The sequence below is a fragment of the Paenibacillus salivarius genome, from assembly GCF_051307165.1.
In the GTDB taxonomy this organism is placed as follows: Bacteria; Bacillota; Bacilli; order Paenibacillales; family Paenibacillaceae; genus Fontibacillus.
Genome location: NZ_CP195592.1, coordinates 408,039 through 421,003, shown reverse-complemented (window position 1 = coordinate 421,003; position 12,965 = coordinate 408,039). Strand labels below are relative to the sequence as shown.

Sequence of the window (12,965 nt, the reverse complement as noted above, 5' to 3'; positions counted from 1 at the left end):
ATAGTTTAGCTGGAAGTTTTCTCTAACGATGATTCACATTAGTTCCAAATGCTAGCCTTCATCGGTTCCCGGCTCATATCGCCTTTGTCTTTAAGCACATCCATCAATGCTCTATGTTCCACACCGCTAATCCCCGCCAATTGAAGCTGACCCGCTTGAACGTTCACCATTGCACCGGCATCTTTAACCAAAGCTTGAATCAATTCTTTTAACATTGACAATCCCTCCGATTGGTTGGTTATAAGAGGATTTCCTCTTAAGCCCAATATATCAGGGATCCCAGATGCTGGAAACGACAACCGTGCCCGTATTTCCCGCCATTATGATAGCGGTCTCATTGCGGGGACTTGCGGTGTTAATGTTGCGGTGTTGTTGTTGCGGTGTTGTTGTTGTTTTGCGTTTTTACTCCGCTAGTGAGAGCATCTGCTCCTTCCAATGCGGTTCCACTTGAAGCTGTTCGATCAGCTCCAAATAACGGTAGTAGTGCGTCCGCATCCGAACCGACGTATACAATAACGTTCCCGTCGACTCCACAAGGCGCTCGATTTCATCCTTTCGCTGCAGGACATCGGTAAAGTCCAGCTTTCCTTCGAAATAGTCCGCAATCCAATGCTCGTGTTCGGATACCGATTGAAGCAAATAGAGGATGGGCAGCGTTCTCTTGCGGTTCAGAAAATCGTTTTTATGATCCCAATTGAGCAGATCGCGAATGTCGTTTTTGATTTGAGCGGCGATCCCAAGCTCCTCGGTATACTGTTTTACTCCTTCGACCCATTCCCCGGTGGCCAGAACCGTACCGATCATGCTGGCGGCGACCAGCAGGGCTGCGGACTTCTGCGACACCATGTCGATGTAATCCTCTTCCGTATGTATGTCGTTGACTAAATCCCGCATTTGACCGTTCACGGCGATGAGGACTTCTTGGTTGATAATGCGCGCAGCCTCCAGTTTCCGCTCCAAGGGAAAGCCGGTGGAGAGAATGAGCTGCACGGAAAGGGTGAGCAATCCGATGCCGATATTCAGGGCGATTTCCGGGGCAAACCGGTTCCATACCTGTTCCCCATTGTCCTTGTCTTGAATATCGTCGATGATATCCAGGCTCAGCATCATCATCTCGATCGCCGCCGCAGCCCGATAGATATCCTCGTTGTCCTCGCCGGCAAACATCCGGTAATGCAGCACGGTCATTTTGCCCAACAGCATGGATTCCTTCATTTTTTCTTCGAGACATAATAAAGCATGTTCATAGAGCTGCGGTACGTTAAAATAGTTCTTCAAGCTTTTTCTTAGCTCTAAATCTATCATTTCCGCAAATCTCTCCAATTTATAACCTCCCGCAACTTAATTATTATAAATTTTCCCATTTATTTTATACATTCCATATTCATTAAATAATCCCTTTTTTTTCTTTGAATTCAATAATAAAAAAGCCTGTTCCACGAAACGTTCATGAAACAGGCCTTCCTTAATCCAACAGTTGTTCGAGAATACCGGTCATTTCCTCGGAGCTCATGCGGTACATTTTTCCGATCCGGATCGCTTTTTCGAAAGCCCTTACGACCTGGGGGTGTCCCCGGTCCCGGTCGAAGTTGCTGCTTTCGCAGTTGACGAACGTACCGGTCCCCCTCCTCACGAGGAGCAGTCCTTCCTTTTCAAGATCGCCGTATACTCTGCGAACCGTAATCAAGCTGCAATCCAGCTGCCCGGCAAGCTCCCGCAAGGAGGGGAGCATCTCGCCGTGGGGTAAGCTCCCGCTCACGATGAGCCCGCGCAGCTGTTCCCGAATTTGTACGTAGAGCGGTTCATCGGAATCCGGCGTCATCATAATGGATATCGGGTGATTGCTCATAACTATCGCCTCTTTCGGTCAGGACCGCTCCCTCAGGACTGCACGGACCGTTCAAAAATCAAATCGAAATGATTGGCGGTGCCAAAGCCTTGGGTGCTCGGCGCAAAAATCTGAAACAGCCTCCAGCCCTCCCGTGCATGCTCATGAATGATTTCCTGATAATCCTTCACCGGTTTATTTTCAAGAAATCCCTTCAACTCGATTTTTACGAATTTATATTCGTACATTACTTTTCCTCCTCCCTAAATGTAAGAACCGACAACACGACTTCGTAATAACCGTCAATCCCCAGCAGTTCATGAACGGCCTTATCGTAAAACTCCATCATCGGGGAGACCGTCCTGCCGCTGCCGGGCGCGCTTTGCAGAAGGCGTTCGGTGAACCGTCCCGCATCGAGCAGGCTGAGGCGATATCCGCGTTCCCCGAACAGCTTCATCGAGCGTTGAATATTGGCGGTAATAAATATGGCGCCTTCGCCACCCGTAAAGTCTATGCCGGAATCGAACGCAGATTTCCACCAATCCGCTTCCACCCGCTCCTTGACCAGCTCAATAAAACCTTCGGCAGGACAGCAATAGAACAATTGATACTGTCCGTCTTCCCGGTTTTTCGACAAAAAGTACAGATCCGGCCCATCCAATTCATGAGCGGGTCCAAGCTCCCTCAAGTTTTCAAACTCCCTGAACGGCTGCCAGTTTTCCTGCAACCGCTCCAGGCCGGCCGCCAGATCCGCAAGAAAGGGATGTCTTCTCCGGTCCATAGCGTCCATGCCATAACGCTGCGAGGCGAAATACCGTTTTGCCGGCGTCACCGTCTGATTCATCTGCGAAAAAAGCTTTTTCAGCATCTTCATCCGCGAACGGGTCAACACATCAAACTGGGGATGAAGGTTGGAGTTATGGTGATACGTCAGCGCCAACCGTTCCTCCTCGACCTCTTGATCGGATCTCCAATCGATATATTTGATCTGCATGCAATCACGTCCTCATCGTATAAAATTAAGTCCGGCATGCATCAAGGAAACGGATGCGGACTGTTGTTCAGATCTTCCGGCTTGATCGGCCCGCTTCGCAAGCCAAGCTCCATCGGCGTCCTGTAAATTCTGTCGCTCGTAATGAGACGCTCCTTCTCGCTGCGCGGGAGTTGAACGGTTCCGGGAACGATCATTTTTACGACATGAAGTCCAAGCTGGCGAACATCGTCGGTCGTCACGTCCACGCACAGCACTTCCAGCCCGCGCTTTTTCAGGCAGTCGACAATGTGTTGAAGCCGCTCTGCTTCGGATCCCCGAACGATTTCGGTATCTCCGGGGATCGGCCGGATATCCCCGGAAGCGATCGTAAAAGCCAACTCCTCGTTGGCGAACGGCTGCTCATAGTACGGCAGTCTCAAGCCGTAATCCGTCACTTGATGCGGCAAAAGAGAGGGCAGTGCTTTGGAATATATTTGCCCTTTGTTGCCGATAAACAACTGGCTGATTTCCATCAAAGTTTTCCGCACCGCGTCCTTCATGGATAGCCGCGCCGATCCTCCTACGGATACTTTGCCGTCCCGGGTTGTCAGCAAGCCGAAAGCGGACGGAATACCGATATCGCTCGTCGTATCCACGACTTCGAGTTGGAATCTCGACGGATCCAACAGCTCTTTGAACGGCCCCGCTACCGCGAATTCACGGACGTCCAGCCGCGGCAGCGAAAGCGAGTTATACCACATGATCATAAAGGCATCGCGTTCGATGATCTCAAGCAGCCCCGAGATCATGGCTTGCTCCTTCGTGCTTCCGGCCGCCGAGCCTGTCATTAGACCGAAGCAAATCGCCTCCTCGTCGTTGCTCTGAGGGATATACGAATCCCAGGCGATGGCCGCGGGCACCCATTTGGAGCGTCCGGTCGAGAGGCTCCGGCTCTGTACCCAGCGAATTCGGGATTGTTCGGTAAATGGACGGTAAGGAAATTGCCATTGTTCGTACTGTTCCTTCGTAAACAGGGGCAGTTCGTCGGGATGAAGAGCTTCCCCCTCGATCTCCTTCCAGGACGCCAGTACGGTACGTTCCGGGGTTACGTAAGCTGCGCAGTACCTTTCCACCGCTTCCGCGACCGCCGAGACGTTCGCTTCTTCCGGCGTAAATCCCATGCCGCTTGCAAAAAAGTCGATCAACCCATGCTGTTCCCGCCCGAAAAACTTAGGGTTGCCCGGAGCCGCCAAACTGAGGAACAAGCGCGGATCGCCCGGATCGGAGCTCAAATTCATCAGCCCCCTGACGATTCCCCCATGCGGACTAATCGCCTTCCTTAAATTTTCCGGCAATGTTGCCGTTAAGCCCCGGCAGGCAGCGTCGGCGCCCACGGTGGAGCGACCTGCTGCGCTCCCCGCGTCCGACCTGCGAATCAGCGCGCGGCTCATGGCTCCAGCACCAATTCCGCCTCCCGCCAAGGCTGTGCGGCGAGATGAGCCTGATGCCTAACCCCGCAAGAAGGGCACGTCGGCAGCTTATAAACCGGATTTACATCCCCCTGCAGGTGGAAGGGATCAAATTCGATCAGGTGGCCTAAAGACAGCGGCGGAAAACTATTGGTATGGCGGGTGATCCATTTCACCGTCTCAATGGCTACGATGCCGCTCAATACGGACCAGGATAGATCGAACATCGTTGTTTTCGGCTCCAGAGGCGCAAGCCCATGGGAGCGAGATCGCAGCTGTACGCATTCATAGCAAGCGGAGCAATCGGGGACGACGATGGGGCCGATTCTCCCGGTCGAATGCGAGAATTGAACCGGGAGCCAGGTAATCCCGTTCCGGAGAGCGTATGCATTGAACGCCTCTCCGACCTTTTCGGCTTGAAGGACCACGACGAGCTCGGAATCCGCATTCACGTCCTCGAACCGGTTCACGACGTTTACCGCCACGCCAAGTCCTTGCAACAAGCGTTCCAGGCTCTCCGCCGAGTTGATGGCTTCGGCCTCGCACAAAACGGTAACCGGGGTCATTTCGGACCCGCTCATCGGTTGCCGCCTTTCTCGAGGATGAGGCATCTCACATTCCCTTCGCCCTCAAGGTCATAGGTGTGGGTCTCGACAATTTGCAACGAGGAATCCTTAATCGCGCCGAGCAAATCTTCTTCCGGGAAAAACCTTTTGAAAGTGGAACCGAAGAAACGTTTCGTTTCTCCCTGCTGAATCACTTCCGCATAGAAGTTCATCACCGCGCTCTGCTTTTCCAGATTTTCCTCCTCGCCCATGAGCACGAACTGCTTATGCTCCGGTCCGAGATCCAGCGTAATCCCGTTGACGCGCCCGCCGCGTACCGCCGAATTATGATCCTGATTGGACAGGACATAGTCGAATATGAAGCGCCCGCCTTCTTCAAGATGTCTTTCCACCGTTCCCAGCATCCGTCTGAAGTCTTCCATTTCACGCAGCAGGCTGATGCTTGTCGCGGACAAAACGATGAGCGGAAACTTTTCCTCCAGCTCAAAATCCGTCATGTCCCCTTGCTTCACGTCGATCCGGTTTCTCAATCTGGCCGGCAGCTGCGCCTGCTTCTTGCGGCAAATGTTCAGCATATCCCCGGAAAGATCCAATCCGACGACCTGAAATCCACGATTCGCCATATGCATTAGGATTCTTCCCGATCCGCAAGCGAGCTCCAGGACCTTGCCCTGCCCGGCGTATTGCCGGGCCTGCTCCAGAAGAAGCGGAATATCATAGTCCGTGCGCCCCGCCACGGCTTCGTAAAATTCGGAATAATAGCCTTCGTACAAATCAAAATCATAGCTATTCGGCATATTCAGATCTCTTAAATCTTTAAATACTCCAAAGTACATCCTTTCCGACCTCCTCGAATCGATTAATTAGGAACCATGATAAGTAACGTTTGTGGATTAACTGAGAAGTCCCTTTACTGAATCGTCCATCCGCCGTCCACGATCAAATTGTGGCCCGTAATCATGCCGGCCGCGTCCGTGGCCAGGAACAGGACGGATTTCGCGATGTCCTCCGGCTCGGCGAATTTGCGCAGCGGAACCTTCGGCAGGTTGGTACGCTGAAATTGGGGATTTTCAATAATGCTGCGATTTGCATCCGTGACGACGAATGTCGGGGATACGGCATTCACCCTTATCCCGTATTTCGCCCATTCAATGGCGAGCGCCTTGGTCAAATGAATCAGGCCGGCTTTGCTCGCACAGTAGGGCGCCCGGTTTTCGTTGCCTACGACCCCGTGCTGCGAGGCGATCATGACGATGGAACCCTTTTTGTTGCGGACCATGATTTTGGCCACTTCCCGGGTCAGGAAGAACGTTCCCTTCAGGTTAATGTCCACCACGAAGTCCCATTCCTCCTGCGTCAGGTTCAACGCGGGCGACAGCAGATTTACGCCTGCATTGTTGATCAGATATCGAAGGTCCACTCCCTGCTCTTCAATGGAACGAACGCATCGCTCAATGCCTTCGATATTCCGGAGATCCAGAGCTTCGCATACCGTTCCCACGCCATACGATTCCCGAAGCCGCCCCGCGACCTCCTCGGCCTGATCCATCAATTCGGGAAGCTCCGTCAGGATTAAGGAAGCGCCCTTTCTGGCGAAATGCAGCGCGATTTCCGCTCCGATGCCTCGGCCGGCGCCCGTGACGAGCGCCCATTGGCCGACCAGCTTGATGGCATCCAGATCCGATGCCGCATCGCTTTGAAGCCGGGAAAGGGAATCCGGAACTTGCGGTGCCGATATTTCAACCGCCATAGTGGTTCATCCCCTTTCTTATAAGGACCTCATCGCTTTATAGATCAGCTTCGGCGTCGGCTTTTGCCCGTACAACAGCACGCCGACTTGATAAACCTTGGCGGACAGCCAGCACGCCCCGAGTGTGGAAAGGAACAGAACCAGCGTCGGGAGAAGAATTTCCAGCCATGTCGGATCCGACATCCCCACCCGAATGAACATCATGAACGGAGTGACGAAAGGAACATAGGAGCCGATGACCGCTGCCGAGCTATCGGCGTCCGCCAAGTTGAAAACTCCGAATAACAATCCCGCCATCAAGAATAAGGAGATAGGAAGCGTAACCTGATTGATTTCCTCGCTTCGGCTGACAAGGGATCCTGCGGCCGCAAACAAAGCGGCATAGAAGAAGTATCCCAAGATGAAGAAGACGATAAGGAGGGCCACCGTTTTTCCCTCAAGGATCGAAAAGTCGATTTGAAACCCGAAGAGTTCCAGGTTCGATCCCGAACCGCTTAATGTCATCATCAGATAAGCCGCGCCGATCACAAACGAAAATTGGAGCAGCCCCGCAAGCCCGACGCCAAGCACTTTACCGTAAAGCAGCTGTATGGGCTTCACTTTCGTAATCAGAATTTCTTTGACCCGTGAGCCTTTTTCGACCGAGATCGATGTCGCCACATTGGCGCCGAAGAAATAGATCAACAGGTACAGCAGGAACATGATCAGATAAATCGGCCAGTAGGTTGCCGTAATCGATTTGCTCCCCACCTTCAACTCCTGAACTTCAACCTGCACGGCGGCCGTCAACTTTGCCTTATCCTGAGGAGCAAGCTCCAGCCTGTTCATTTCCGACAGGGTATATAAATTTTGCACGTAACTGTTTAATGGAGATAAATAGTCGGCGGCGTCATCCATCTTGTTCACGGTTACCGTTAAAACGGGCCGGCTATCCTTCTCGCCGATCGTGACGATCCCCAATACCTCGCCCTCTTTCTCCAGTTCCGCCTTCTCCTTGGCCAGATCCGCCTCTTGGATGACCCGCCAATTGTAGGAATCGGACACCTGCTGCCGGAACCCTTCCGTCTCGGTGACGATTCCCGCGGTATCCAGAATGGCGATATCCCCCTTGGCCATGTTCTGGGCCTCTCCCAAAAATTTAGGGAGAATGATCAGCGCCGCCAGGATCAGGATCATGATGACCGTCATGACTCTGAACGCTTTGGAACGCACCCGCTCCATAAATGAATAGCCGAATACCAATCCGAATTGTCTCATGATACTTCCCCCACCTTTTCGATAAATATTTCATGCAATGTCGGTTCCTTAATTTCAAATTTCAGCAGGTTTACGCCCTGGCTCGTGAGCCGCTGCAGCAGTTCATTGCCTTGCTCTTCATGTTCAAGGGTGAGCTGCCATTCGTGGGCATGATGGTCGACATCCTCATTGTGGAAACCGAACGCCGCCAAATGCGGGTTCAGGTCATTCTCGCTTCGGAGCACCAGATTCCGGCGCCCGTAAGACTTTTTGATGTCCGCCAATTTGCCGGATACCATCATTCTTCCGCGCTTCAGGATGCAAATCTCTTCGCAAAATTGCTCGACATGCCCCATCTGGTGGCTGGAAAAGATCATCGTTTTTCCCTTGCCCAGCTGTTCCTTCACCACGGAGGCGAGCAGCTCCGAATTGACCGGATCCAGACCGCTGAACGGCTCGTCGAGAATGACCAGCTCCGGATCATGGATTAGAGCCGAAATAATCTGGACTTTCTGCTGGTTCCCCTTGGACAATTGCTCCACTCTTTTATGCTCATGCTCTTCGATGCCGAGACGTTCTAGCCATTTTTTCATCGATTTGATGGCGCCCGAACGATCCATCCCCTCAAGTCTGGCGAAATAAACGAGCTGCTCGCTCACCTTCTCCTTCGGGTACAAGCCCCGCTCTTCCGGCAAATAACCGATGCTGGGGCGATTCGCCAGGATGGGGATTCCGTCCCAATGCACTTCTCCGGCATCGTAGTCCACCAATCCGAGCACGGACCGGATCGTCGTCGTTTTTCCGGCTCCATTGCCTCCCAGCAGCCCGAATGCTTTGCCGGAGTTGGCCTTCAGCGATATTCCGTGGAGTACCGTCGCATCTCCGTATTTTTTGACTAATTGTTTTACTTCAAGTGTCATGATTTACACCGCCTTATTTATTTTGATAATAAATTTGGTTCCATGATAGAGCAGCACGCAGGCAATCCCCGCAGTGATGATGAAGCTGGTCGCCCCAAGAAAAGAGTACAACCGCTGCTGAATACTGTAGAGCCCCCAGCCCCAAAAGCATGGTGCGAATATGACGGCCGCGAAGCCGTAGACCAGCAGAATGATCCTTTCCTTCAAACTGGCCGGGCCCTGGTTTTTCCTTTTCCATGGCGTAATGAGCTTAAAAAATGCTTGAAATGCTTTGGTACGGAGATTGGTGATTCCAAGTCCGTGACTCAACATCCAATATCCGTCAAGCTTCACCAGCGGAAGCATATTGATTATGCTCAGCCCCAGATTTGCAATCCCGTAGAAGAAGAGCACTGGAATATGCACTTGAAAGCTGGCGAATGCATAGTAGGTCACTAGCGCGATCGAGGTCATAATCCACTGACTGAAGATCCCTGCAAACAACACGGCTAACTTGTGACTCTTCTTTTTAAACTTGTAGGTATCGCTCACATCGCAAAACATCGCCGGACTCAAGTAGAAAAGCATGGCTCCCATTTGCTTGACGCGCCCGCCGTAATACTTGCACACCATGCCATGGGCGAATTCATGCACGACGGTCGTCATCAGCAGCATGATGTAGATGACAACGTAACTGCCGAATCCAAGCTGTGCGAATGACAGGCCGTTGATAATGGCCGGATCGTTTACAAGCAGGGTACCTGCGGTTAGAATAAGGATGGCAAAAAGGACAATCGTAATCGGATGCAGGATGGTGCGTATGACCGGCAGCATCGATGTTAACCACTGATCCGGATTGACGGACAAGAACTTAATCGTGGAAATATCATCGATCTTCCAGTTGAACCTCCATTTTTTGCGCTGCTCTTCCGCCTCGGGCGGGGCGCTGTCCAGAAATCCCCACTCGCTGAACTTTTCGTACAGGAACGCTCTTTCTTCTTCCGTAAGGCTTCCGGCATATTGGCTTTCCGCCGATTTCAAATCTCCCTCCCGCGTTAACAGCCGCAGGAATTCGACTTCCCGAACCCCTAACTTGACGTATTTTTGATGGACTGTATGTTGAACTAAGAAATAGTTATTTTCAATTTCGTGAATTTCCAATTGATTTACCGCTTCCATCGAATGCTCACCTCAATGCTTTCATGATTAAAGTTATGTAAGATCCCTCTCCCGCAGGCTGCTGCTTCCCTAACGGGAGAGGAGTCTTAGACATATTCGGGTCTTACGTTAATGCGATAACCGCGACGACTCCGCCTGCGATCGTTACGCCTACGGCTACGCCTTCCACGAAATCTCTGGCACTACCCGGCGCTGCAACATCCTCCAAAAGCTCCATTTGCAAATTAAGAGTGTTGTTCATCATCATCTTCTCCTTTTAATTGGTATTTTTAATTGTTTATGAAGTGCCGCCGATCTTAGCGATCTTAGGTAAGAACGACTACAGCCGCTCCTGCTACAATTGCGACGCCTACGCCTACGCCGGCCAGAAACGCTCCGTCCCCGGGAGCCGTTACTGCTTCCATTTCCTCGAATTGCAGAGCCAATGCTGGATTTGTCATCATAAATTCCTCCATTTATTGTTTTTTTGGTATTAAAAATAAGGAATGTGCGATTCAATGAGGGCTAAATTAAGTCAACGCTACGCCGATACCTACGCCTACGGCCACGCCGATAGCAACGTCAACCCAACCCGGAGCCGCTACGGCTTCCATTTCTTCGAATTGCAAGGACAGATTCTTTTGCATGCTGCTCACCTCCTTTTGCGAAAATTCGTCAATTTATCTAAGTACCTGGATGATTGAGATTATGTCAAAGCTACGCCGATGCCTACGCCTACAGCCACTCCGATAGCGACGTCAACCCAACCCGGAGCCGCTACGGCTTCCATTTCTTCGAATTGCAAGGACAGATTCTTTTGCATGCTGCTCACCTCCTTTGCATGACATGATTTGATGATTAATACAGAGAAACGATCGGCGGAATAATTGGCAGGATGATAATAATCGGTCCTACGATCGGCCAAAGAGTTGCCATGTCGTTCACCTCCCGCACAGAAATTGTTGATTGAAAATCTATGAAAACCCGGTTGAAGGAAATTATGTCAACGCTACGCCGATGCCCACGCCTACAGCTACGCCGATGGCGACATCAACCCAACCCGGAGCCGCTACGGCTTCCATTTCTTCGAATTGCAAGGACAGATTCTTTTGCATGCTGCTCACCTCCTTTGCATGAACATGATTTGATGATTAGAACAGAGAAATAATCGGCGGAATAATCGGAAGAATGATAGGTCCGATGACAGGTCCTACAATCGGCCAAATGGCTGCCATGTCGTTCACCTCCGTTACAAAAATGGTTGTTCGAAAAATCTATGAAAACCCGGTTGAAGGAAATTATGTCAACGCTACGCCGATGCCCACGCCTACAGCTACGCCGATGGCGACATCAACCCAACCCGGAGCCGCAACGGCTTCCATTTCTTCGAATTGCAAGGACAGATTCTTTTGCATGCTGCTCACCTCCTTTACCGTGAATATCTTAGCGTTATATATAGGTTATTGCCGGATGTACGATTGGACTGCTGCTTCAGCTTACAGAAAAACGATAGGGATAATCGGGAGAATCGGATAAATGATCGGGAGAATCACTCTTACCAAGCGGCTCACCTCCTTACAGAAAGTTATTGGTTTTTATTCATTCTTGTTAGCCAAGCTTGTAGGCGAATTGTATAGTTACAACGCGGCTTAAAGGGTATAAGCCAATCGTGTAATCCCGGCTTTCAACCATTCGGGTAGAAGATGGACCTGAATTTCGTCCAGCTTGCAGGAGAGATTATGCTTCACCCCTCATCACCTCCCTTCAAGCACCTTCTTGATGATCTGCACCATCATCTCTATCTCGTGCTCTTGGATGACAAACGGCGGGAACAGATGAAAACCTGTCGTTAATTCCGGCGTGTTGAACGGATAGACGATAAGTCCCCGGCGTTTCAGCTTGCCGACAAGCTCCGCAAGGCGTTCCGGCGGAAGGCATGCTTCGGTCCCACGGTCTGCGGTTAGGGCTACCCCGACCATCAGACCCTTCCCGCGGACTTCCAGGAAGATCGGATTGTTCCCGAGGGCTTCCTGCAGCGCGCTTCGGAGCTGTGCCCCCCTTTTTTCTACCGATTCAAGCATCCCCGGCTCTTCCAACGCTTTGACTGTCGCGATTCCTGCGGCGCAAGCGATCGGGTTCCCGTTTTGCGTGGATAGATGCTCGATATGTGAAGCGGCCCCGGCAAAGGCCTGCTGAATCGCCTCGCTGAACAAGGTCGCCCCCAGCGGCAAATATCCGCTGTTGATGCCTTTGGACAGGCACAGAATATCCGGTACGACTCCGCTATGCTCGAAGGCAAACATTTTTCCCGTCCGCCCCATCCCCGTCGCGACTTCATCAAAGGCCAGTAAGGCATCATACTTCAGGCACAATTCTTTCACTTTGCGAAGATACCGGTCAGGCAGCGGTATAATTCCGCCGGAACCGATGATCGGTTCCAACAGGACTCCGCCGATCGTAGAACCTTCCTGTTCGAAAAGCTGCTCCAATTCCCGGATCTTCAGATCGAGGCAAGCTTCGGCGATATGCCCCGGCGTACAGTGTCCGCATACCGGAACCGGATGGAAGAAGAAGCCTGGCACCTTTGGTCCGTAGCTCTCGGAAATCTCCTGGTCGATCCCGCTGGCGCTCATGGAGCCGTAGTAGCTGCCGTGATACGACTTATCCAGGACGACGATCATGGTTTTATCCGGCCGGCCGCGGAGATGATGGTATTTGCGGATCAGCTTGATCGCGAGCTCCACCGATTCCGAGCCCGTGCAGGTATAGGCCACCTTGCTTAAGTGCTCCGGCGTGATACGCAGCAGCGTTTCGGCAAATTGCAACGTCGTCGGATTGCTCTGGTCTACGGGATTTACATAGGGCAGCGCATCCAGTTGATCGATAATGGCTTGGCGAATACCCGGATGACGATAGCCCAGCGATATATTCCACAGCCCGCTGATCCCGTCCATATAGGTTCTTCCGTTCGTATCCTGAACGTAGATTCCGTCTCCGATCGCGAGCGGAGTAAGCTCCCCGCCGAGCCGAACATCCTTAAGCGGATGGACCATCGGATAATTCGTTGTTGGGGTTAACATAGGGCA

16 protein-coding genes are annotated in these 12,965 nt (G+C 51.8%); all 16 read right to left on the bottom strand.

The features are described 5' to 3' along the window. Positions 1-38: 38 nt before the first annotated feature. The 16 genes from comX to mpaD all read right to left on the bottom strand — a co-directional run bounded on the left by comX (position 39) and on the right by mpaD (position 12,959). Positions 39-215 carry a competence pheromone ComX gene (comX, locus tag ACSFXJ_RS01980; protein WP_435923556.1) on the bottom strand — a complete coding sequence of 59 codons (177 nt, stop codon included), beginning with the start codon at positions 213-215 and terminating at the stop codon, positions 39-41. Positions 216-402: 187 nt separating this feature from the next. Beyond that, positions 403-1,323 (bottom strand): polyprenyl synthetase family protein, encoded by a 921-nt coding sequence (locus ACSFXJ_RS01975; protein ID WP_435923555.1) that lies wholly within the window; start codon positions 1,321-1,323, stop codon positions 403-405. Between the two features lie 142 nt (positions 1,324-1,465). Next, positions 1,466-1,849 (bottom strand): GntR family transcriptional regulator, encoded by a 384-nt coding sequence (locus ACSFXJ_RS01970; protein WP_435923554.1) that lies wholly within the window; start codon positions 1,847-1,849, stop codon positions 1,466-1,468. 32 nt (positions 1,850-1,881) lie between these two features. Beyond that, positions 1,882-2,076, bottom strand: coding sequence for a DUF4177 domain-containing protein (locus tag ACSFXJ_RS01965; RefSeq protein WP_435923553.1), 195 nt, complete (start codon positions 2,074-2,076; stop codon positions 1,882-1,884). Beyond that, on the bottom strand, positions 2,076-2,822 hold the full coding sequence (locus tag ACSFXJ_RS01960) for a hypothetical protein (RefSeq protein WP_435923552.1): 747 nt from the start codon (positions 2,820-2,822) through the stop codon (positions 2,076-2,078). Before ACSFXJ_RS01960 ends, ACSFXJ_RS01965 begins: the two co-directional genes overlap by 1 nt. A 41-nt stretch (positions 2,823-2,863) precedes the next feature. Next, on the bottom strand, positions 2,864-4,252 hold the full coding sequence (locus tag ACSFXJ_RS01955; protein ID WP_435923551.1) for a YcaO-like family protein: 1,389 nt from the start codon (positions 4,250-4,252) through the stop codon (positions 2,864-2,866). Then, the gene (locus ACSFXJ_RS01950) at positions 4,249-4,851 is read right to left on the bottom strand and encodes a TOMM precursor leader peptide-binding protein (protein ID WP_435923550.1); all 603 of its coding nucleotides are present in this window, start codon (positions 4,849-4,851) and stop codon (positions 4,249-4,251) included. The genes ACSFXJ_RS01955 and ACSFXJ_RS01950 overlap by 4 nt, the downstream gene beginning before the upstream one ends. Then, the gene (gene mpaM, locus ACSFXJ_RS01945) at positions 4,848-5,672 is read right to left on the bottom strand and encodes a daptide-type RiPP biosynthesis methyltransferase (protein ID WP_435923549.1); all 825 of its coding nucleotides are present in this window, start codon (positions 5,670-5,672) and stop codon (positions 4,848-4,850) included. The genes ACSFXJ_RS01950 and mpaM overlap by 4 nt, the downstream gene beginning before the upstream one ends. A gap of 74 nt (positions 5,673-5,746) precedes the next feature. Then, positions 5,747-6,586 (bottom strand): SDR family NAD(P)-dependent oxidoreductase, encoded by an 840-nt coding sequence (locus ACSFXJ_RS01940; RefSeq protein ID WP_435923548.1) that lies wholly within the window; start codon positions 6,584-6,586, stop codon positions 5,747-5,749. A gap of 18 nt (positions 6,587-6,604) precedes the next feature. Beyond that, positions 6,605-7,843 carry an ABC transporter permease gene (locus ACSFXJ_RS01935; protein ID WP_435923547.1) on the bottom strand — a complete coding sequence of 413 codons (1,239 nt, stop codon included), beginning with the start codon at positions 7,841-7,843 and terminating at the stop codon, positions 6,605-6,607. After that, entirely contained in the window at positions 7,840-8,742 is a 903-nt protein-coding gene (locus tag ACSFXJ_RS01930) for an ABC transporter ATP-binding protein (protein ID WP_435923546.1), read from the bottom strand. Before ACSFXJ_RS01930 ends, ACSFXJ_RS01935 begins: the two co-directional genes overlap by 4 nt. A 3-nt stretch (positions 8,743-8,745) precedes the next feature. Continuing rightward, a complete protein-coding gene (mpaP, locus tag ACSFXJ_RS01925; protein WP_435923545.1) occupies positions 8,746-9,900 on the bottom strand; it encodes a daptide biosynthesis intramembrane metalloprotease in 1,155 nt (384 codons plus the stop codon). A 103-nt stretch (positions 9,901-10,003) separates the two neighbouring features. Next, a complete protein-coding gene (locus ACSFXJ_RS01920; protein ID WP_435923544.1) occupies positions 10,004-10,141 on the bottom strand; it encodes a daptide-type RiPP in 138 nt (45 codons plus the stop codon). 64 nt (positions 10,142-10,205) lie between these two features. Next, a complete protein-coding gene (locus tag ACSFXJ_RS01915) occupies positions 10,206-10,343 on the bottom strand; it encodes a daptide-type RiPP (protein ID WP_435923543.1) in 138 nt (45 codons plus the stop codon). Positions 10,344-10,585: 242 nt separating this feature from the next. Further along, positions 10,586-10,702 (bottom strand): hypothetical protein, encoded by a 117-nt coding sequence (locus ACSFXJ_RS01910; RefSeq protein ID WP_435923541.1) that lies wholly within the window; start codon positions 10,700-10,702, stop codon positions 10,586-10,588. Positions 10,703-11,633: 931 nt separating this feature from the next. Next, positions 11,634-12,959, bottom strand: a complete 1,326-nt coding sequence (gene mpaD, locus ACSFXJ_RS01905; RefSeq protein WP_435923540.1) for a daptide-type RiPP biosynthesis aminotransferase — start codon at positions 12,957-12,959, stop codon at positions 11,634-11,636. Positions 12,960-12,965: the final 6 nt, after the last annotated feature.